Source organism: Candidatus Margulisiibacteriota bacterium, from assembly GCA_041650855.1.
Taxonomy (GTDB): Bacteria; Margulisbacteria; WOR-1; order O2-12-FULL-45-9; family XYB2-FULL-48-7; genus JALOPZ01.
In genome coordinates, this window is sequence record JBAZKJ010000001.1 from 162,889 (window position 1) to 183,152 (window position 20,264).

Annotated in this window: 18 protein-coding genes; 5 read left to right on the forward strand and 13 right to left on the reverse strand. The window is 59.1% G+C overall.

What is annotated here, in order from left to right; genetic code table 11:
- Nucleotide 1: 1 nt before the first annotated feature.
- The 3 genes from kdpC to WC529_00830 are packed head-to-tail and all read left to right on the forward strand — an operon-like array spanning nt 2 to nt 3,919.
- Entirely contained in the window at nt 2–547 is a 546-nt protein-coding gene (gene kdpC, locus WC529_00820) for a K(+)-transporting ATPase subunit C (GenBank protein ID MFA5112823.1), read from the forward strand.
- A gap of 11 nt (nt 548–558) precedes the next feature.
- Entirely contained in the window at nt 559–3,246 is a 2,688-nt protein-coding gene (locus tag WC529_00825; protein MFA5112824.1) for a sensor histidine kinase KdpD, read from the forward strand.
- Nucleotides 3,239–3,919 carry a response regulator transcription factor gene (locus WC529_00830; GenBank protein ID MFA5112825.1) on the forward strand — a complete coding sequence of 227 codons (681 nt, stop codon included), beginning with the start codon at nt 3,239–3,241 and terminating at the stop codon, nt 3,917–3,919. The genes WC529_00825 and WC529_00830 overlap by 8 nt, the downstream gene beginning before the upstream one ends.
- A gap of 6 nt (nt 3,920–3,925) precedes the next feature.
- Here WC529_00830 and WC529_00835 read toward each other — a convergent pair whose 3' ends face one another.
- From WC529_00835 to WC529_00860, 6 genes are all read right to left on the reverse strand, one after another.
- Nucleotides 3,926–4,264, reverse strand: coding sequence for a P-II family nitrogen regulator (locus tag WC529_00835; GenBank protein MFA5112826.1), 339 nt, complete (start codon nt 4,262–4,264; stop codon nt 3,926–3,928).
- Nucleotides 4,265–4,274: 10 nt separating this feature from the next.
- Entirely contained in the window at nt 4,275–5,486 is a 1,212-nt protein-coding gene (locus WC529_00840) for an ammonium transporter (protein MFA5112827.1), read from the reverse strand.
- Between the two features lie 141 nt (nt 5,487–5,627).
- Nucleotides 5,628–5,966 carry a P-II family nitrogen regulator gene (locus tag WC529_00845; GenBank protein ID MFA5112828.1) on the reverse strand — a complete coding sequence of 113 codons (339 nt, stop codon included), beginning with the start codon at nt 5,964–5,966 and terminating at the stop codon, nt 5,628–5,630.
- A 15-nt stretch (nt 5,967–5,981) separates the two neighbouring features.
- The gene (locus WC529_00850; protein MFA5112829.1) at nt 5,982–7,193 is read right to left on the reverse strand and encodes an ammonium transporter; all 1,212 of its coding nucleotides are present in this window, start codon (nt 7,191–7,193) and stop codon (nt 5,982–5,984) included.
- A gap of 105 nt (nt 7,194–7,298) precedes the next feature.
- The gene (locus tag WC529_00855) at nt 7,299–8,015 is read right to left on the reverse strand and encodes a TorF family putative porin (protein MFA5112830.1); all 717 of its coding nucleotides are present in this window, start codon (nt 8,013–8,015) and stop codon (nt 7,299–7,301) included.
- A gap of 34 nt (nt 8,016–8,049) precedes the next feature.
- A complete protein-coding gene (locus WC529_00860) occupies nt 8,050–9,570 on the reverse strand; it encodes a sigma 54-interacting transcriptional regulator (GenBank protein MFA5112831.1) in 1,521 nt (506 codons plus the stop codon).
- Between the two features lie 80 nt (nt 9,571–9,650).
- Between WC529_00860 and WC529_00865 the strand changes: the two genes are divergently transcribed.
- Both WC529_00865 and WC529_00870 read left to right on the forward strand, forming a co-directional pair.
- Nucleotides 9,651–10,802 carry a beta-1,3-glucanase family protein gene (locus WC529_00865; GenBank protein ID MFA5112832.1) on the forward strand — a complete coding sequence of 384 codons (1,152 nt, stop codon included), beginning with the start codon at nt 9,651–9,653 and terminating at the stop codon, nt 10,800–10,802.
- A 9-nt stretch (nt 10,803–10,811) separates the two neighbouring features.
- Nucleotides 10,812–11,129, forward strand: a complete 318-nt coding sequence (locus WC529_00870) for a hypothetical protein (GenBank protein MFA5112833.1) — start codon at nt 10,812–10,814, stop codon at nt 11,127–11,129.
- Between the two features lie 111 nt (nt 11,130–11,240).
- Here WC529_00870 and nadE read toward each other — a convergent pair whose 3' ends face one another.
- Genes nadE through WC529_00905 form a run of 7 tightly spaced genes read right to left on the reverse strand, consistent with a single transcriptional unit; the run spans nt 11,241 to nt 20,154 of the window.
- Complete coding sequence (nadE, locus tag WC529_00875) at nt 11,241–11,963, reverse strand: NAD(+) synthase (GenBank protein ID MFA5112834.1); 723 nt, start codon at nt 11,961–11,963, stop codon at nt 11,241–11,243.
- Nucleotides 11,964–12,013: 50 nt separating this feature from the next.
- Entirely contained in the window at nt 12,014–13,588 is a 1,575-nt protein-coding gene (locus tag WC529_00880; GenBank protein MFA5112835.1) for a right-handed parallel beta-helix repeat-containing protein, read from the reverse strand.
- Between the two features lie 54 nt (nt 13,589–13,642).
- Nucleotides 13,643–14,419 (reverse strand): hypothetical protein, encoded by a 777-nt coding sequence (locus tag WC529_00885; GenBank protein MFA5112836.1) that lies wholly within the window; start codon nt 14,417–14,419, stop codon nt 13,643–13,645.
- Between the two features lie 36 nt (nt 14,420–14,455).
- On the reverse strand, nt 14,456–15,856 hold the full coding sequence (gltA, locus tag WC529_00890; protein ID MFA5112837.1) for an NADPH-dependent glutamate synthase: 1,401 nt from the start codon (nt 15,854–15,856) through the stop codon (nt 14,456–14,458).
- Between the two features lie 6 nt (nt 15,857–15,862).
- Nucleotides 15,863–16,711 carry a sulfide/dihydroorotate dehydrogenase-like FAD/NAD-binding protein gene (locus WC529_00895; protein MFA5112838.1) on the reverse strand — a complete coding sequence of 283 codons (849 nt, stop codon included), beginning with the start codon at nt 16,709–16,711 and terminating at the stop codon, nt 15,863–15,865.
- Between the two features lie 9 nt (nt 16,712–16,720).
- Nucleotides 16,721–19,219 (reverse strand): PEP/pyruvate-binding domain-containing protein, encoded by a 2,499-nt coding sequence (locus WC529_00900; protein MFA5112839.1) that lies wholly within the window; start codon nt 19,217–19,219, stop codon nt 16,721–16,723.
- Complete coding sequence (locus WC529_00905) at nt 19,216–20,154, reverse strand: NrpR regulatory domain-containing protein (GenBank protein ID MFA5112840.1); 939 nt, start codon at nt 20,152–20,154, stop codon at nt 19,216–19,218. Before WC529_00905 ends, WC529_00900 begins: the two co-directional genes overlap by 4 nt.
- Between the last annotated feature and the right edge of the window lie 110 nt (nt 20,155–20,264).

The window sequence follows — 20,264 nt, forward strand, 5'->3', positions numbered from 1 at the left end:
GATGAAGAACATGATGATCGGCGCCCGGCTCTTTATCGCTTTAACGATCCTGACCGGCTTGTTTTACCCGCTGTTGGTCACGCTGATCGGGCAGCTCTTTTTCTCGCAAAGCTCTAACGGGCGCCTTGAGCTGATCGGCCAGAATTTCGATCAGGCAAAATATTTCTGGTCACGGCCTTCTTCCCAGGGTTATAATCCCCTGCCCTCGGGCGGCAGCAATCTTTCCCCGACCAGCCAACAGTTGGCGCAGGCCGTGGCGGAGCGGAAACAAAGATTGCTCCAGGCCGATCCAGCCAAGACTGAGCCGGAAATACCGGCCGACCTGCTCTACGCTTCCGCCTCCGGCCTCGATCCGCACGTCAGTCCCGCCGCCGCCCTTTTTCAGGTCGACCGGGTGGTCAAGGCCCGCGGGTTTGATTCAGCCAAAAAAGATGAGATAATCAAGCTGATCGGTAAACTAACGGAAGGCAGAGCGCTTGGGATTTTTGGCGAGCCGCGGCTTAATGTCCTGAAATTGAACGCCGAGCTGGATCACATCGTTAAATAATGAGGATTTAATTGGAAGACTTTGCAAGACGGCTCACTCCGGAAGAGGCCTTAAAGATCGCCTCGGAACATCCCCAGAAGGGCAAACTGAAGATCTTTATCGGTTATGCCCCCGGTGTCGGCAAATCGTTCACCATGCTCAACGAGGGCAACCGCCGCCATCAGCGGGGGGAAGACCTGGTCATTGGTTACGTGGAACTGCACGGCCGCCCGGAAACGGAGAAACAGATCGGCGACCTGGAAGTAGTTCCCCGCCAGATGATCGAGTACGGCGGCAAGATCATGGAAGAAATGGACACCGCCGCCATTATCAGGCGGCACCCCACCACCGTACTGGTCGATGAGCTGGCCCACACCAACGTTCCCGGCTCCAAGTACGCTAAGCGCTACGAAGACGTCGACGAAATCCTCCGGGCCGGCATCAACGTCATTACCACGCTCAATGTCCAGCACCTGGAGAGCCTGAACGATGTCATCAAACAGATCACCGGCGTCACGGTCCGGGAAACCATCCCCGACAGCATCGTGGAAAATGCCGATGAGATCGTCGCCGTTGACATCACCGTGGACGCCCTGTTGAACCGGTTAAAGCGCGGCGATATCTATAAAAAGGACAAGATCACGGACGCCCTGGGCAATTTCTTCCGCGAAGGCAATCTTAACGCGCTCCGCGAGATTTCTCTGCGGCAAACGGCCCAGGAAGTCGACGAAGAACTGGAAATGTACATGAAAGCGCACGGTATCAAGGAAAACTGGCAAACTACCGAGCGGATCCTGGTCTGCGTCAGCCCCAGCCCGAACGCGAAAAGATTGATCCGCCGCGGGGCGCTGATCGCCCGGCGGTACCGCTGCGAATGGTTCGTCGTCGCCGTGGAAAGCCCTCTGTTATTTTCGCAGAAATGGACGCAAAAGGAGAAGGAAGAGCTCGGGAACAATTTCACCCTGGCGAAACAGTTGGGCGCGGCGACAACGATCCTGTCCGGCCGGAACATTTCGGACGCGCTGGCGAAATTCGCCCGCGAAAAGAACATCACCCAGATAGTGATCGGGCACTCGGAAAAGAGCCCCTTCCAGGCGATCTTTACCGGCTCGACCGCCAGTAAACTGCTCAGTGGCACGAAGAACATCGCGATCCATGTCATCCCGACCGGCGGCGAGATCACGGCCACGGAAAGCTGGTTCAAATTGATCTTCGGCCCGGAAATACCGCTCAGTGATTTCTGGAAGACCCTCGGCACTATTTTCCTGGTTTCCCTGATCAATTATCTGCTGGCCCCTTTTATCGGTTATGAGGCGATCGGTTTTGTCTTTCTCTTTGCCGTCCTGGTCCTGAGCATGTTCGTCTCCTTCCTTTACATCGTTGTTTTCGCCGTTCTCAGCGTGTTTATCTGGAACTTCTTTTTTATCCCGCCGACCATGACCTTTGTGATCGCTAATTTTACCGACCTGATCATGAGCGTAGTTTATATTATTACCGCGGTCGTTACCGGTTATTTGACCAGCAAGATCAGGCGGGATGAAGGGCTGCTCGCTGTAAGAGAAGCCCGGACCGATACCATGCACCGGATCACCTCGATCATCGCCAACGCGGTCAACCGCTACAACTGCATCGCGGCGATCGAAAAAGAACTGGGCGTGATCCTGCCGGGGAAATGCAAGGTCATCGTCAAGAACGACCGGCAGAGCTTTGACGAGGTTCTGCGCCAGACCATTACCGGCGACGAAAAAGAGCTGTCGGTCGCGGTCTGGGCCTACGAAAAAGGCGAGATCGCCGGCTGGTCGACCGAAACCCTCTCTTTCGCGGGCGCCTTGTACGTCGCCCTCAAAGGTCCCTCCGAAAACATCGGCGTTCTGTTGTACCGCCCCGAACATTACCGCCAGTTGTCCCAGGACGAAAAAGATTTCTTGTACACGGCCGCCAACCAGCTGGCGCTCTACCTGGAGCGGGAGATCCTCAAAGAGCGGGCGCTCGAGTCGGACGAGCTCCGGAAATCCGAAGGGCTGTACCGGACGATATTGGACAGCGTTTCGCATGAGATCCGAACGCCGGTAACCTCGATCGTCGGCATTGCGGCGGCGCTTAAGGACGACCGGATCATCTGCGACCGGCGGAAATTGGCCGACCTGGCCAAGGAACTGTCCGATTCGGCCGAGCGCCTCGATCGGGTCGTCACCAATCTGCTCGACATGTCCCGGCTGGCCTCCGGCATGCTGTCGATCAAAAAGGACTGGCAGGACGTCAACGAACTGGTCCGGTCTAGCCTCCAGCGTTTCAGCCGTAATCTGGAGGGGCGCCGGGTTATCGTCGCAGGCGAAGAAAGCCTGCCGCTGATCAAGATCGATTTTCCCCTGATGGACCAGGCGCTGCAAAACATCATTTGGAACTCCCTCAATTACACCCCGGCCGGTTCGGCGATCGAACTGACGACCGCGCTGGAATACGGCCGCATCGCCCTGACGATCGCGGACAACGGTCCCGGCGTCGACGAGAACGAATTGCCCTATATTTTTGATAAGTTTTACCGCACCAAAGCGGCCTTGCCCGGCGGAACCGGCCTGGGCTTAGCGATTACCAAAGCGATCGTCGAGGCCCACAACGGGTCGATCGAAGCCCGTAACCGGAAAAAGGGCGGGCTGGAGATCAAGCTTACTCTGCCGATCGATACGCTGCCGGAGGTTAAAGCTTCCCCGTATGAATAAAGGCGCCAAAATCCTGGTGATCGACGATGAAAAGTCGATCCGCAAACTGCTTGATATCAGCTTGACTTCCGAGGGCTACAACGTTGCCCTGGCGAAAACCGGCCGGGAAGGATTGCTCCTGCTGGCCAATTTCCGTCCGGACATCGTCATTCTGGACCTGGGCTTGCCGGACCTGCCGGGGCTGGAAGTCATGAAAAAGATCAGGGCCAGAACGGCGACCCCGGTCATAGTTTTGACCGTTAAAGATTCCGGCCAGGATAAGGTTTCCCTGCTTGACGCGGGGGCCGACGATTATTTGACCAAACCCTTCAATATCTCGGAATTATCGGCCCGCATCAGGGTCGCGCTCAGGCACAGTCTGAACCTCAAGGAAGAACCCGTGTTCACCAACGGCCCGCTGAAGATCGATTTCCATCTGCGCGCGGTGGAAGTCTCCGGCGCACCGGTAAAATTGACCAATACGGAGTTTGACCTCTTAAAGCTGCTGGCCCAGCACGCCGGCAAGATCGTCACTCAAAAGCAATTGCTGCAGGAGGTCTGGGGACCGGAGGCGGTCGATCAGTCGCATTATCTCCGGATCTATTTCAGCCAGCTGCGAAAAAAACTGGAAAAACACGGCTTGGCGGACATTATTATCACGGAGCCGGGCATCGGCTACCGCTTAGCAATTTAATTACCGTTACAGCGCTTGCTGCCCGCGTTCGCCGGTCCGGATCCGGACAACTTCTTCCACCGGCGAAACAAAGATCTTGCCGTCGCCGACTTTATTGTTGGAGCAGACCGTCAGGATGATCCCGATCACCTTATCGACCGCTTCGGCATTCACGACCAGTTCAACCTTCACTTTGGGAATGAATTCGACCCGGTATTCGCCGACTCGCCACTCCAGCGTGATCCCCTTCTGCGCTCCCCGCCCCCTGACCTCGGTTACCGTCATCGCCGATAGACCCTGAGCGTCCAGCGCCTCGCGTAAGTCCTCGAGTTTTTCCGACCTGATTATCGCTTCGATTTTTTTCATTTCCGCCCCCCTAGGCAGTTTCCGCGTGCTGTGAGATATCGAGGCCGACCAGCTCCTCGTTCTCTTTGACCCGCAGGCCGACCAGTCCGTCGATCACTTTGGCGATCAGGTAAGTAACGGCAAAAGAAAAGAAAGCGATAAAACAAGCGGCGAACAACTGGACCCAGAATTGGTGCAGGTTGCCGAAGAACAGCCCGTCGGCCCCCGCCGGGTTGACCGTTTTGCTGGCGAACAGGCCGACCGCGACCACCCCCCAGAAGCTCCCCATCCCGTGGCAGGCAAAAACGTCGAGCGACTCGTCGATCCGCAGTTTCATCCGGAGCCAGATCATGTAGTAAGCGATCAGCGAAGCGACTGCGCCGATCAGCATGGCGAACAACGGGGAGACGTAGCCCGAGGCCGGGGTGATCGCCGCCAGGCCGACGACCGCGCCGGTCGCGACCCCCAGCACGCTCGGCCGCCGCTGCATCCAGCTCAAGATCATCCAAACAGCCGCGCCGGCCGCGGCCGAGGCGTTGGTGACGACCACCGCCGTTGTTGCCAAACCATTGGCCGCCAGCGCCGAGCCGCCGTTAAAACCGAACCAGCCGAACCAGAGCAGGACCGCGCCGATCAGGACCAGCGGGATATTGCTCGGTTCCATATTATCCTTACCGTAACCGAGCCGCTTGCCGATCACCAGGGCGATCGCCAGGGCGGAAAACCCGGCCGTGATATGGACGACCAAGCCGCCGGCGAAATCAAGCGCGCCCAGGGCCCGCAGCCAGCCGCCGGCCGACCAGACCCAGTGCGCGACCGGATCGTAAACCAAGGTCGCCCAGACCAGCGAAAAGAAAAGAAAAACGGAGAACCTGATCCGCTCCACAAAGGCGCCGACGATCAGCGCCGGAGCGATGATCGCGAACGCCCCCTGGAAGAACATGAACGCCAGAAAGGGGATCGTCGCCGCGTAAGCCGCGTTGGGCTGCCCTCCCACCCCGACCAGACCGAGCCAATCAAGCCGGCCGATCAGGCCGCGCAGTGACGGGGCGAATGAAAGGGTGAAGCCGACCAGGAACCATTGCAGGCTAAGGACGATCAGTACGGCGAAGCACATCATAACAGTGGATAAAATGTTCTTTTTCCGCACCATGCCGCCGTAAAAAAAGCCGACGGCGGGCGTCATCAGGATCACTAAAGCGGTGGAGATCAAAACCCAGGCGGTATCACCGGCATTTATCATTACGAACCTCCTTGATCAATGTTGCTGGCCAAGAAGGATGAGCAAGAATATTGCCACGCTGGACACAAGGCTACGCGGCCGGGAATTAATACGTTTTTGTATTTTCCAGCCCGATTATCTACAATATTATTGTTTTTCAGCCTATAAAGCGCCGTGTCCCTTTTCTTTTGTCCGGATCCGGATAACTTCTTCCACCGTTGAGACAAAGATCTTGCCGTCGCCGACCTTGCCGGACGAGCAGACCGACAAAATTATATTGATCACCTTATCGACCGCCTCGGCATTAACGACCAGTTCAACCTTGATCTTCGGGATGAACTCCACCCGGTACTCGCCGACCCGCCACTCCAGCGTGATCCCCTTTTGCGCTCCCCGCCCCTTCACTTCGGTCACCGTCATCGCCGATAACCCTTGGGCATCCAGGGCTTCGCGTAAATCCTCCAACTTTTCCGACCTAATGATCGCTTCGATCTTTTTCATGATGCTATCCCCCCTTTAAACGCTTTCCGCGTGCTGGGAAATGTCGAGGCCGACCAATTCCTCGTTCTCGCTGACCCGCAGACCGATAAACAGATCGATCAGCGTCGCCAGGACATAGGTAACGACAAAAGAGAAGCTGGCCGTGACCACGACCGTCACGATCTGGACCCAGAGCAGTCCGGGATTACCGAACAGCAAGCCATTATTACCAGCCGCGTTGATCGCCCGGCTGGCAAAGATCCCGGTCGCGACCGACCCCCAAACCCCGCCCATCCCGTGACAAGCGAAGACATCGAGTGATTCGTCGATCCGCAGCTTCATCCGGAGGACGATCATATAATAGGAGATCACCGCGGCGATCCCGCCGATCGCGAGCGCCGATAAAGGGTCGACAAAACCGGAGGCCGGAGTGATCGCGACCAAACCGACGACCGCACCGGTGGCGACGCCCAGGACGCTCGGTCGGCGGTGGAGCCAGCTCAAGATCATCCAGACCAGTGCCGCTGCCGCGGCCGCCGTGTTGGTCACCACGACGGCGGAAACAGCCAAGCCGTTGGCCGCCAGGGCGGAGCCGCCGTTAAAACCGAACCAGCCGAACCACAACAAAACGGCGCCAATGACGACCAGCGGAATGTTGCTCGGTTCCATATTATCTTTACCGTAACCGATCCGCTTGCCGATCACCAGGGCGACCGCCAGGGCGGCAAAGCCGGCCGTAACGTGGACCACGGTCCCGCCGGCAAAATCGAGCGCGCCCAAAGCCCGGAGCCAACCGCCGACTCCCCAGACCCAGTGGGCGACCGGATAATAAACCAAGAGCGACCAAAGACCGGTAAAGATCAGGAAGGCGCCGAACTTGATCCGCTCGACAAAGCTGCCGACGATCAGGGACGGCGTCACGATCGCGAAAGCGGCCTGGAAAAGCATGAACGCCAGCGCCGGGATCGTTGCGGCATAGTCCGGGTTCGGCGCTTGTCCGACCCCGAGCAAGCCTAACCACTGCAGCCCCCCGATCAAACCGGCCTTACTCGGGCCGAACGATAATGTATAGCCGATCAAGACCCACTGGACGCTGATCAGGAAAAGCGAGGCAAAACACATCATCACGGTCGAGAGCAGGCTTTTCTTCCGGACCATCCCCCCGTAAAAGAAACCGACGGCCGGGGTCATCAGAATGACCAAGGCGGTCGAGATCAGGACCCAGGCCGTATCACCGGAATTTATCATCACCGCACCTCCTGCCCGACAGGAGCAATCTTATTGCCATGAGGGAGCAAAGAAAAGGGGCTACATTTTTGTAACCCCTTTTAAATCTTGTCTACTATTTTGTAGCTATAAACTGGAGGCGACGTTCAGGCTGAACCAAAAAGTGTTTTCCGAGGTCGGCCTGGTGTCTTTGCCGACCACCGTATAGTTCACGGTCGGCGTGACCGTCAGGTTATTGACCGGCAGCGCGGTCGAAAATGCCAGGGTAGCGTCGCTAAAACCCGGTTTGGCCCCGTACTGGCCGCCGTCGTAGCCGGCCGTCAGGGCGGAGTCGATCTGCAGGGCGCCGACCGGGAACGAATTTTTCCCGCCCAGCGAAACGTACGATCCCTTCCCCTGGTCATTGTCGTAAGCAAGGGTCAGGGTCGGCGTCAGCGGCAAACTGTTGCCGGTCAGGGTCAGGAACAGCTCTCCCGTCCGGATGAACTGGCCGGCCGGGTAAGTGTACTGGGAAAAATAAACGGAATAGCTCCAGTCGTCGTTGAACGAGGCGGCGTAGGTCAGCGTGTAATCGATCTCGGTCAGTTCCCGGCCGATATTCCCGCCGGTACCGACGTTGAGATAGTCGGCCCCGATATTATAGTTCCCCCACAGCCCGAGCGAAAAGCCGGTATTGCCCAAATAAAGGGTCGCGCCCGGCTGCAGCGCCGGCTGCCCGCTATCCTGGTCCTGCCCCCGCCAAATATACTTGGAAACGTAAGCGACATTCACGTCCAGGAGCGCGGCCGAGGCGACGGAGACCAGGCAAACGAGGCCCAAAACTACACAAAAGACCTTTTTCATGATCATTCCCCCTTTAACGTCGGACTCAGCAAGGTTATTGCCAGGCGATCTTATATTTCTGGATCTTGTACCCGAGCATCCGTTCCGTCAAGCCGAGCGCTTTGGCCGCCTGACGCTGGGTTTTATAGCGTTCCAGGGCTTCTGTGATCCGCTGCTTTTCGATGCTTTCCACGATCTCCGGCAGGGAAGCCCCCTCGCCCGGCAGATCGAGGTCGGCGCCGCCGCTCAGGTTGGACGGCAGTTCCGCCGGCGTGATCAGCTCTTTCTGGCAGATGACCACCGCCCGCTCCATCGCGTTCTCCAGTTCGCGGACGTTACCCGGCCAGCGGTAGGCCATTAACCGCTCCAGCGCCGCCCGGTTGATCCCTTTGATCTTCTTCTTGTTCTCTAATTTATACTTATGGATAAAATGGTCAGCCAGCAGGGGAATATCTTCTTTCCGCTCCCGGAGAGGCGGCAAATGAACGGGAAAAACGTTGATCCGGTAATAAAGATCTTCGCGGAACTTCCGCTCCTTGATCAGTTCTTCCAGGTCCCGGTGGGTGGCGCAAACGACCCGGACATCGATCTTGACGGTCTGGGTCCCGCCCAGCCGCTCAAATTCTTTCTCCTGCAGGACGCGGAGCAGTTTGACCTGGGTCGGCAGCGTCAGGTCGCCGATCTCATCAAGGAAGATCGTCCCGCCGTTGGCCAGCTCAAAGCGGCCTAGTTTCTTTTCGGTCGCGCCGGTGAACGCCCCCCGTTCATAGCCAAAGAGCTCCGCTTCCAGCAGGTTTTCCGGCAGGGCGGCGCAAGCGACCTTGACGAACGGTTTACCGTTCCGGGGACTGGCATAATGGATCGCGGAAGCGACCAGTTCCTTGCCGGTGCCCGATTCGCCCAGGAGCATCACCGTCGCCTGCGTGTCGGCAACCTGCAGCACTCCTTCCAGCATCGTCTCCATCGCCCGGGAGCTGTAAACGATATTGCCGAATTTATACTTCCCCTGCAGCTCTCTTTTCAGCTTGATATTCTCGGAAACGACCGCCTGCTTGTCCTTTTCCGCCAGTTCGCGGATCCGGACCGCTTGCCCGACCATGGAGGCGATGATCGTCAGCAGCTTAATGTCCTCTTCGTAGGAAATATCGCCGCGAAAAAGATGGTCGACCGACAGCGCGCCGACCACCTTGTTCCCGACCTTGACCGGCACGCAGAGAAAGGCGTAGTTCCGTTCTTTCAATTCCTTGCGCGCTTGCGTCCGGTTCAAAAAGAGCGGCTCCGCCTTGATATCCTTGACGACCATCGGCTGGCCGCTCTCCACCACCTTGCCGGTTATTCCTTCGCCGATCTGGTAGCGCCCCCGTTCCTTTTCGGCCGGCGACAAACCCTGAGCGACCTCAATGTGAAGTTCATTGGTAGCCGGGTCGACAAGGGTGATCGTGCCACGCTGCATCTCCAGCCGTTCGGTCAGGATATTGAGAATGGCGTTAAGAGTGCTTTCGATGTCGAGCGAAGAGGCCAGCGCGCTGCTGATCTCGCTGAGAACTTTAACGGTAACATCTCTGGTCGGGCTCATACTACAATATTGTATCACTATCTACATATTTGTCAACTATGGCATTTGACTTGGTCTCTCCCTGGTGGGAAAATGTCTGGATGAAGCGTTTAGGGTTCCTGGCAGGCGGCGGCTTATTATTCCTGGTCCTGTCAATCGTCCTTACCGGCTGCCAGACGGCTTCTTCCGCCCCCGCCCTGCCCGATCTTTACGTCACCGTCACTTTCGTCAATAATTCAGGAATCGCCGCCAATCGGATCCATGTCGCCCTGCGGGGACAAGACAATGCCGGGGTGGAACGGAACCTCGATCTGACGCAGACCCCGGCTGCCTTCCTGAGCTCGACCAGCGCGGCGGCCGCGCCGGACGTGACCCTGGATACCCTGATCACTGCCGGACCGGTCACCATCCCTTATGTCGTATCCGCCCGGCTATATTTGGGGATCGACCGGCTGGTGGCGGATGAACTTGCCAACTTCACCGAACCGGGCGCGGCCGACGGAACGATCTACGACAAGGTCGAGTTGACCGTGAAAAGCACCGGCAACGTGGTCAACCTGACCCAGGTCGACTATTTTGCCCTGCCGCTCAAGCTCGCCGTCGGCGCCGAGACCCGCGGCTTCAACGACGGCATTACCCGCAAACAGATCTTGGACGCTTACGAAGCGGCGCTCAGCGGCGGCTGGGAAAAGGTCGTCTTGCGCGACGCGGCCGGTAACCGCTTGCGCATCCTCAATCCGGCCAAGATCGCGCCCGGTTACGCCGCCAGTTTCCCGGAGCTTTACGGCTACTGGGACAGTTTGATCAACGAATACTGGGCCGGCGGCAAGACCGTCACCATCCTGACCGACGAGACCGTCCGGCGGCAGATCAGCGGCACGGCCGACGGCAGCAAGCTCGACTTCGGCGCCGACGGCGTTTACCTGAAGCCGACGACCCTCCAGCTGTTCGGGCAGGAGGTCGCGGCCGGCAGCGACGCCAAACTGGTCAAATGGGTGTCCGGCGCGCTCAACCGCGGGGTGATCAAAAACCCGACCGTGACCGATCAGGGCGACAGCGATAAATTTTACACCGCCTCGGCCGCGCATAACGGCGGCGTCTTCAACAAATTCGCCGAGTTCTTCCATAACGGCCTCTACACGATCGACGGCCGGGCCTACGCCCTCGCTTTTGACGACGTCTTCGGGCGGGATTCCTCGCTGGGGGTTCCGAACAAAGGGAACGTCACGATCACGCTGCAGGCGTTCGAATAGGAGGTAATCATGAAAAAGCTAATGACCGGTCTCTTAATTGGTGCGGGGGCGGGATTGATCGATATTACCCCAATGTTGCTGGCCAAAATGAACTGGGACGCGAATCTATCCGCTTTTTCCCTCTGGGTGGTGGTCGGTTTCTTTGTGGCAGCAGTAGACCTGAATATCCAGCCTGTCCTTAAAGGATTATTGATCGCCTTTCTGACCCTGCTCCCCTCCGCCGTCCTGATCGCCGGTATTCAGCCGGTCAGCCTGATCCCGGTCACCGTCATGACGCTGATCCTGGGGAGTTTAGTTGGTTTTCTAGTCGGGAAATACGCCAAATAGTCGTACTGGTAATGTCGGGCGAGATGCTTAAACCGGGCGACAAGAATTATTTCCAGGCTTTGGCCATTGAGTCGGCCCGTTTGCTGAACAATAATAGTCGGGGAGAATACTTCAGCCTGGAACCTTGAAGATCGGGACCGGGCGCCGTTTATGTTCGCTGGCTTGCCGGCGCTGGTCAACGAGCGCCGCTTTCTGCTGGTCGCCGCCCTTGCCGGCTAAGATAGCATCAAGCTCTTCATAAGTGATCCCCATCTCGCCTTCGTCGGTCTGTCCCGCCCACAACCCGGCGCTCGGCGCTTTCTCAATGTATTCCTGGGGAACGGCTAACTCCCCGGCTAAAGCGCGGACCTCCGTTTTGAGCAGGTCGCCAAGCGGGAGGAGGTCGACGCCGCCGTCGCCGTACTTGGTAAAATATCCCATCTCGAGCTCCGACTTGTTGCCGGTGCCGACGACCAGGTAGTTCAGCTTGCGGGCGTAATAATAAAGAGCGGCCATCCGCAGGCGCGGCTTAAGATTGCAAGTCGGCAAGTCGGTTTGCCCGCCATAAGTTTCTCCTTCCAGCGCCTGGTAGAGCTGATCAAAGACCGCGGTAAGGTCGGGGCTGACGAATATCAGCTTAAACCGCTCGGCGAATTGGCGGGCGGAATCCATATCTGCGGGCAGACTATGGCACGGCAGCAGCAGCGTTAAAGTATCTTCAGGAAAAGCCTTCTGGCAGAGGAGCGCAACGACCGCGGAGTCGATCCCGCCGGAGAGGCCGACAACACACCCCTTAGCGCCGGCGCCGGCGACCTGGGCCTTGATCCAGCTTGCTATCTTAGCGGAGAGAGCCATACGGGGGCAATTCTACCACAATCGTCCGCGGGAATAAAACCGGCACCGGGTTAATCGACGATAATGGACCAAAGAGAATTGAGGATATTTCCGCCGGCGGCCGGCCGGCCGACGGCCGAGCAGCCGCAGCCGCCCGCCTGGTCATTATCGACCGCGGCGTCGGCGCCGGCATCATCGTCGCCGCCAAAGAGCCCCGGGTACCAGTAGAAAGTTTGGTCGGCGGTCGGCCGTGATTCGTTCGGGCCGTGGACGGTGACCGCTTTATAGAAATAGATCATCTGGGCGTCGGTCGGGAAACCGGTATCGGTGTAGCTGGTGGTCTGCGGGTCCTGAATATCCGCCAGCAGGGCGTACGGTTGGTTTAATTGCTGGTAGAGGTCGTATTCGCTCGCCCAGCCGCCGTAAGTATCGACCGGCAGCCGGTAGAGACGGTAACCGAGGACCGGAACGCCTTCCGGCCTAACCCAGGACAAAGTGACGCTGTTCCCATCATCGACAAGCGTGAACTCGGTCGGCGTCGCGTCGTAGAGACTGGTCAGGCCGCCGTATGCCCCCTGGTCGAGGATCGTCCCGTCCCGGTCGATCAGGTCCGGGTCCCCCGCATTGATACAGGGCGAAACCGGCACGTCGCCGACCGGCTCAATATTCAGGTTAAAATCATTATCAACATAAGTGAATTCGGTGAACTGCCAGTTGTCGTCAAAAAGCGCTTCCCCTTCCCCGATCAAGACCGGGCTTTGGGCGATATTGTCGAAGATATCCCAGCCGTCGGCGTTGAGTTCGAGCACCCCGGCGGCGCAACCTTCGCACCCCTTGTTGTTCCCCCAGATATCATTGAAGTTGACCGCGGCCTCGCCGGACTCGACCAGCACGCCATAGTAATTACCGGCAATAATATTGTTGGCGATCGCCACCGCGGTGGAATTGGCCACCTTGACCCCCGCGCCGCTGTTCTGCTTGTTATAAACAAGCGTGTTATTAACGACCGTAACGCCGGTGCTGTCACTGATCCGCAGCCCATCGCCCTCGCAGCGGGCGATGATCGTCGCGTTGACCGTGCTCCCGTCGGCGTTAAGCAGTTCGACGCCGGTCCCGGCAATATGGATGATCTTGCAGCCGGTGATCAGGACGTCCGTTCCGTCAAAACTGAGGCCGGCGTCGCCGCCGTCCACCAGCAGGTCGTTGACCGTGATGCCGTCCCCTTTCAGGAATACGGCCGGCGACCCGCCGTTAATGGCAAAATTAGAGATGGTCAGCTGGCCGGCGTCGCCGGAGATGACCGGCAGGGCGGCCTCGGCCGCGCTCAGAGTAGTTTGGTTGGCACCGGCGCCCCGCAGGCTGACACCGTCCTTTAAGATAATGTTTTCCTGGTAGTCGCCGGCCGCGAGAACGATGGTCGAACCGGCCGGAGCGCTGTCGATCGCCGCCTGGATCGATTCGCCCGGCGCGACCGGGATATCACCCGGCAGCGGTTCCGGAGCCGGCCTGACCGGCGGGATAATGACCGGCTGGTAAGAAACGTCGGGGAGGACGCTCTGCTTGGCCGGCGTCACGGTCTGGCGCCCGGGCTGGTAGAGCTCTTGCTTAAGGCTGCTGAGGCGGCTGGCGATCGCTTCTGTTGTCATAACCGATGTTTTATCGCCCCCGTTTCCGGATAATTTCACTTTTTAACATAATCTTCAGGCCAGTAAACTTGCCAGTTCCGGCGGCGGGGGGAAGTTAACGCGCCGGGCGGTGATAAAAGGCGCCGCCAACCGGGCTAATTCATCGAGACAATGCTGGTCGCAGAGCATTGACTCGCTCATTGCCTCGCCGATCAGCGGGCGGACGCGGTTTTGCACGAATTTTCTGGCCGCGTAGGCCTGGCTGTTATGCATCAAGGTGTTATACTCGCTCCGCAGCGTCTCTTTTAGCTCCCGGCGGGCATTCGGCGGCGCCGCCGCCAATAATTGAGCGAGAACTTCCAGGACCATCCGCCGGCTCGCTCCGGGCTTCGCTTCAAAGACCAGGTGGTTAGTGAACACGCCGAGCGTGTTCCCCGCGATATCAGGTAAGCCGGGGGCCAATCTGATCACCGGGTGGTCGTCGCAAGGAGTTAGTCCCGCTTGCCGCAACCGCTGCCACGAGCCGTCCCGGACGGTGTCGGCCCACTGCTGGCCGATGTCCCTGGTGTAGATAAAATAATCGACGTCGCTGGTTTCAACCGTCCCCAGCCCTCTGATCAAACTACCGCCCAGCGCGAGCGAGAGAAAATCGCCGCCCAGAAGCCGGGTCAATTCTTTGGCTTCCTGCGCCAGCGCGGTCAGCGCCGGTCCGGCGTGATCGAGGATAACGGCCTGATTGCCGTAGGTCCGCAGCCAGGAAACGAACGCCGGCTTGATCAGCGGGAGTTTCGCCCGGATCTCCCGGGAGCTGACCGACCAGGTCTTACCGTTATTATCAGGCGGGATCTTCATCGCTAATTGGTCGGCGAAAAGCGGCGGGGATTTCAGTTACTTTGCGAGCAGTTGGTGGATCGCCTTGGCCGCGGTCTTGCCGTCGCCCATGGCGGAGATCACGGTCGCCGCCCCGCGGACGATGTCGCCGCCGGCGTAGACGGCCGGCAGCGAGGTTAACCCTTCGGCGGTCACGATCACCCCGCCCCACTTCTCGGTCTTGAGGCCGGGGGTCCGCAGCGGGATCAGGGGATTGGGCGAGTTGCCGATCGCCACAATTACCGTATCAATTTGCAGTTTGAAGTTTGAGCCTGGGATTTCTACCGGTCGCCGTCTACCGGAAGAATCCGGCTCACCCAGTTGCATTTGTAAACATTCCGCATCCGTTACCCACCCCTCATTATTAGCGTGATAGGCGACCGGTAGTGTCAGGATCTTGAAAATGACCCCCTCCTCCACCGCCCGTTTGATCTCTTCGATCCGGGCCGGCATCTCTTCCTGCGTCCGGCGGTAGAGGATAGTGACTTCGTCCGCCCCCAGCCGCAAAGATACTCGGGCCGCATCCATCGCCACGTTCCCGCCGCCGACCACGGCGACCCGCTTGCCGATCTTGACCGGCGTCAGGCTTTCGGGGAACTGCCACGCTTTCATCATGTTGACGCGGAAGAGATATTCGTTGGCCGAGTAAACGCCGTCCAGGTTCTCCCCCGGGATCCCCATGAACTTGGGCAAACCGGCTCCGGAACCGACGAAAACCGCTTTGTACTCCTTGAGCAGCTCCTCGATCGTGTAGACATTGCCGATCAGCATGTCGGTTTTAACCTCGGCCCCGAGGGTTTTAACATATTCAACCTCCAGGTCGACGATCTTTTTCGGCAACCGGAACTCCGGGATGCCGTAGCGCAGCACGCCGCCGGTCACATGGAGCGATTCGAAGATCGTGACCTGATAACCGAGCCGTGCCAGATCACCGGCGCAAGTTAGCCCCGCCGGGCCAGACCCGATGACGGCGATCTTGTGTGATTTATTTATTGAGATCTTATCTTGAGGTTTGAGGTTGGATGTTTGAAGTTTAACGTTATCCCTCTCCCAGTCCGCCACGAAACGCTCAAGGGTCCCGATCGCCACCGGCTCGCCCTTAACTCCGAGCACGCATTTCAGCTCGCACTGTTCTTCCTGCGGGCAAACGCGGCCGCAAACCGCCGGCAAGGCATTGGTCTCTTTGATCTTCCGGCTCGCTTCGGCAAACTTCCCCTCGGCGACCAGCTTAATGAACTCGGGGATCTTGACCTCGACCGGGCACCCTTTGACGCAGAGCGGGTTCTTGCACTGGATACAGCGTTTTGCCTCTTCTATCGCCTCTTCCGGCGTATATCCGAGCGGCACCTCCTGGAAATCCCGGGTCCTTTCCGCGGCGGACCGTTCCTGCATGTGTAGTCTTTTCTTTTTCTCAGCCATAGTCCCTTAGCCCCCTAGCCCCTTAGTCCCTAGCAGCTTGCATACATGATCATGCGCTTTCTTTTCCACGTCCCGATACCCCTTTAACCGCGCTGTCAGCTCCGCGAAGTCGACCTGGTGCCCGTCGAATTCCGGCCCTTCGACGCAGGCGAACTTGGTTTTCCCCCCGACCGTGACCCGGCAGATGCCGCACATCCCGGTGGCGTCGAGCATCAGCGGGTTGAGCGACACCACGGTCTTGATCCCGTGCGGCCTGGTAACGTCGCAACAGACCCGCATCATCGGGACCGGGCCAACGGCGAAGACCAAGCCGATCTTCTTGCCGGAGGCAATAATATCTTTCAGCTCCTCGGAAACAAAGCCTTTGCGGCCGTAGCTTCCATCGTCAGTAGTGACCCGCAACTCGTGACTCGCGACCCGCAACTCCTGCTCATATATGAGCAAGCCCTTATCCCGCGCGCCGATGATCGTGATGACCTCGTTGCCGGCCGCTTTCAGCGCTTTGACCGCCGGGTAGATCTCGGCGATGCCGACCCCGCCGCCGATCACCACGACCGTGCCGAATTTTTCAATGTGGGAGGGAGCGCCGAGCGGGCCAAGCAGGTGGGCGATCTCCGCCCCCTCCGGCAGCGAATCGAGGACGGTGGTGGTGGCGCCGACGATCTGGAAGATGATCGTGATCGTCCCTTTGCCGGCGTCGGTGTCGGCAATGGTTAACGGGATCCGCTCGGCGTTCTCGGCCGGGATGATGACCACGAACTGTCCCGGCTTGGCGGCGCGGGCGATAGGCGGCGCGTCGACCGTGATCCGGCTGACGCTGGCGTTAAGTTTTTCTTTTTTCAGTATCTTAGACATTGGGCAAAATTATAGCACATCGGTCAAACAGACCAGCCGCTGGGCGGTCAGATCGGCCATCAGCCGGAGCGGCAGGTCGTAGACCCCGATCACCCCGGCGTATTCGCTTTCGTCCGGCAGCAGCGCGCCGAACAGGTTCGGCCGGCCGGCCAGCAGCTGCGGGTCCAGCCCGTCAAACAGGGCGGCGTAAAAGATGTTCGCTTCCACCAGGTCGAGAAAAAAGTGGGAGCCGAACGACAGCTCCGGCATGAAACCGATCGCCGGCACGGCGACTTCGACCAGCGCGGCAAAGTTGTTGATCTCGGCAAAGCTGACCGGCACGCCGAGCGTCGCGTCGCGCGTCCCCCAGCGCCCCGGCCCGATCAGGATCGTCGGCGTTTTTGTCCCGCGGTTAAGCTTGCCGATCAGGCGGGCGACCGTGTATTTCTTGCCGTGCAGCAGCTTGCCGTACGCCTGCGGATCGACGTAAATGACCCGCGGCAAGCGCAAATCGACGCTGCCGCCCATAAAATTCCCGGCGGTCTCGAACAACAACCGCTCCGGGTCGATCCGTTCCGGCAGCCGCACCCGCCCACCCGCCCCTTTCGCCTGCAGCGGCCGGCATTGGAGGAGATTGATCCGCATCTTACCGGCCGCGGTAAAGTTGACCGTGAACTCCACGTCGACCGGATACCGGTAGGTCGCGTCCAGCTTGGCCAGCAGCGCTTTCATCCGGGCGGTAAAATCGGTCCGGCCGAGCAATTGGTCGAAAGTGAGCACCCAATCCCCCTCTCTGGTGCCGGCCAGGTCCAGTTTCAGCTCCGGCTCCGCGGCAACCAGCTCCGCCAGGGGGACGCTCTGCAGCTCGTTGCTCTCGATGTTCAGCAGATCGACGTCGTGCTGGGAATATTTCCGGACGTCGTCGCCGGCGTAGGGGCGAAGGCGCGGCTGGTCAAGCGCGATGATCCGCGGGTAATCGCCTTCGACCCGGTTGACCGCCCGCGTTCCCAGGCCGAAGACCAGTCGGAGCATCCCCGCCTTCGGGTCCATCTCCTCGTGCCAGACGAACGTGTTGTAAGAAACGCCGACCCCGGCCAGGTACGGCAGGAAATTGTGCCGGTAGTGGGTGCCGGAAACGCGCTGGACCAGCAGGGCCATCTGTTCGTCCTGTTCCGCCATGCCGCGCTGGCGCCGGTAGGTCAGCGCGTCCTCGTTCATCGTGCTGGCAAAGACCTGGCGGACGGTCCGGTCGAAATTGGCGTAACGGACGTCGGGCGTCCCCTGGTTGACGCAGAAAATGCTCTCGTACTTGCCGGCAAAAGCGTTGCCGAAACCGTCCTCCAGCAGCGAGCTCGACCGGACAATGATCGGCGACTGACCAAAATATTCGAGCAGCTGGTTGAATTGCTCCTTGATCTCGTCGGGGAATTTCCCGCTCAACAGCTTTTCCTTCAGGTCGGCCGCCTTGGTAAAGAATCCCGCCTCCGTCTTCTGTTCCAGCCAGAGGTCCCACCAGCCGTTCTCCACGACGTAGGAATAGAAGACGTCCGAACCGATAAAGAACGAATCGTGCGGCTCCAGCACTTCTTCCCATTCCCGGCCCAATATTTTACGGGCCAGCAGCATGCCGAGCGCCTTACCGCCGATAAAGCCGGTGCCGATCATCCGTCCTTTGATCTCCAGCAGGTCTTCCAGCGTAATGTACTGCCGGACCAGCTCCAGCATCCGCGGTTCCCGCACCAGCATGATCCGGATCAGTTTATCGCGCATGTCGCCGACTGCCGCGCCCTTGTTCGGCTCCCTGGCCAGCTCTTCCGCCGCCAGGAACAACCGGTCCCAGTAATCCAGGTTGCGCCGGGCGCTCTCCTCGCCCCGGTCGGTCATGTGGGCAAAGAGCCGGGTGGCGTCGACGCTGTTGGTTATCGGCAGGTATTTGCCGCCGCTCTCCGTGTGCGGCAGGAACATCGTCGGGGAATAGCGGTTCCAAACCTTGAGCGGATGGACGTAGATATGCCCGTCGTAGTTATAGACGTCGAGCAGCAGCTGGGTCGTCTCCCTGATCCGGGCGATCGTCTTGTACGAATGGTTATTGCGCAGGATCGCGAAGTAAGCCAGCGTGTCCAGCTTGAAAAGATAGGGACAGGTGACCAGGAAGAAGTTTCCGATCATCAGATCGGTCGCCCAGGCGGAAAGCAGGTCGGAGAGACAGTCGAAAAGATAGAAGGCGCCGGCCCCTTCTTTGGTAATAATGTCATGGATCTGTTTGGAGAACGATTCAAAGCCGGTCGCCGCGTCAAGCTGGTACCTGGTGATGCCGGGCTCGCCTGCGACTACCGGGGGATGCTGCGCGAAGCGAATATAGATGATCCGGCGTTTATCGGCCTTCGCCTGTGCCAGATAAGGTTTGACGAACCGGCGGTAATCTTCCAGGTCGTCGACCTGCCAGACGACGTTGTCACCCAGCCGCAAACCCTGCAGGACCTGGTCCAAGCCGGGCAAGCCGGTACTGACGTAATTGACCGCGGTCATAGGTCGGTAAAGCCGACCAGCTGGTCGGCTTCGATCAGGGCGGACAAAGCCTTGCTGGCGGTCTCGATCCCCGCTTCCTCGACCGCGGCGATCGGGTTCAAGCCGCCCGGGACGACGATCCCGACCCGCTCGACGCCGATCGGGATACCGAGGATCGTCTGGCCCGGCTTGCCGATCACCAGGACACGCCCCAGGCCGGCCGATTCGATCTTGCGGATGATCGCTTCCGCCTCGTGGACCGTCGCGGCCGGGATCTCTCTCAGGCCGGCCAAGATCTTCCCCGCGCCGGCCGCCGCGGCGCTGACGCCGGTCATCCGGCTCTTGATAAAGATCTCGTGGGGATCGAGCGTGGTCCCTTCGTAATTGATGATCTCGGTAAAGCGGACCGGCCGCTCCCCTTCGATCTGCAGCAGGCCGCCCATTTTCGGCTCCAGGGCGATACCGTGCTTAAGCATGATCCCGTTCAAGTTGACGCTGCAGAGCGTGCCGAAACCGACCCAGCCGGCGGGGATCGTGAAAGCGCCAAAATCTTTGCCTGGTTCGACGAGCAGCACCTTGTTGCCGATCGCGAACTGCCGCGCGAAGACCGGGGCCATGATCTTGAGCGCCCCGGCCAGGTCGCTCTGTTTCAGCAGTGAGAGGTTCAGGATGACCCGGCCGCTCTTCTTGTCCAGGTCATAATCCATCTGGTAAGCCATATTGTCGATCCGGGAGTTCATGAAGCCAACTTTATCAAAGGCCATGGCATTGCCGAGCTCTTCGATCCCCTTGTTGGTAATGACCCGGCCCTCTTTCCACAGCCCCTTCATTAGCCCCTTTTCGCTCAGTTCCTTCAGGTGGTAGCGGACCGTCCGCTCCGGCATGTCAAAGCCTTGCGCCTTTAGCTTCTCGGCGATCTCCGCCGACCCGATCGGCTCCTTCGCCTCGGCGACCATCTTCAATATTGCGTTTATTTTTCTGTCTAATTCAGTCATATACTTGACATACGGCAACCACTTGCCGTATAATCTTACCCGGATTCCGAGATCAAATCAAGAGCAAGGAG

Coding starts and splice junctions, on each gene's coding strand:
- kdpC (MFA5112823.1), top strand. CDS start 2: ATGAAGAACATGATGATCGGCGCCCGGCTCTTTATCGCTTTAACGATC.
- WC529_00830 (MFA5112825.1), top strand. CDS start 3,239: ATGAATAAAGGCGCCAAAATCCTGGTGATCGACGATGAAAAGTCGATC.
- WC529_00835 (MFA5112826.1), bottom strand. CDS start 4,264: ATGAAAAAAATCGAAGCGATAATCAGGTCGGAAAAACTCGAGGACTTA.
- WC529_00840 (MFA5112827.1), bottom strand. CDS start 5,486: ATGATAAATGCCGGTGATACCGCCTGGGTTTTGATCTCCACCGCTTTA.
- WC529_00845 (MFA5112828.1), bottom strand. CDS start 5,966: ATGAAAAAGATCGAAGCGATCATTAGGTCGGAAAAGTTGGAGGATTTA.
- WC529_00850 (MFA5112829.1), bottom strand. CDS start 7,193: ATGATAAATTCCGGTGATACGGCCTGGGTCCTGATCTCGACCGCCTTG.
- WC529_00855 (MFA5112830.1), bottom strand. CDS start 8,015: ATGAAAAAGGTCTTTTGTGTAGTTTTGGGCCTCGTTTGCCTGGTCTCC.
- WC529_00860 (MFA5112831.1), bottom strand. CDS start 9,570: ATGAGCCCGACCAGAGATGTTACCGTTAAAGTTCTCAGCGAGATCAGC.
- WC529_00865 (MFA5112832.1), top strand. CDS start 9,651: ATGAAGCGTTTAGGGTTCCTGGCAGGCGGCGGCTTATTATTCCTGGTC.
- WC529_00870 (MFA5112833.1), top strand. CDS start 10,812: ATGAAAAAGCTAATGACCGGTCTCTTAATTGGTGCGGGGGCGGGATTG.
- nadE (MFA5112834.1), bottom strand. CDS start 11,963: ATGGCTCTCTCCGCTAAGATAGCAAGCTGGATCAAGGCCCAGGTCGCC.
- WC529_00880 (MFA5112835.1), bottom strand. CDS start 13,588: ATGACAACAGAAGCGATCGCCAGCCGCCTCAGCAGCCTTAAGCAAGAG.
- WC529_00885 (MFA5112836.1), bottom strand. CDS start 14,419: ATGAAGATCCCGCCTGATAATAACGGTAAGACCTGGTCGGTCAGCTCC.
- gltA (MFA5112837.1), bottom strand. CDS start 15,856: ATGGCTGAGAAAAAGAAAAGACTACACATGCAGGAACGGTCCGCCGCG.
- WC529_00895 (MFA5112838.1), bottom strand. CDS start 16,711: ATGTCTAAGATACTGAAAAAAGAAAAACTTAACGCCAGCGTCAGCCGG.
- WC529_00900 (MFA5112839.1), bottom strand. CDS start 19,219: ATGACCGCGGTCAATTACGTCAGTACCGGCTTGCCCGGCTTGGACCAG.
- WC529_00905 (MFA5112840.1), bottom strand. CDS start 20,154: ATGGTCGCCGAGGCGAAGGAGCCGATCGGGTCGGCGGAGATCGCCGAG.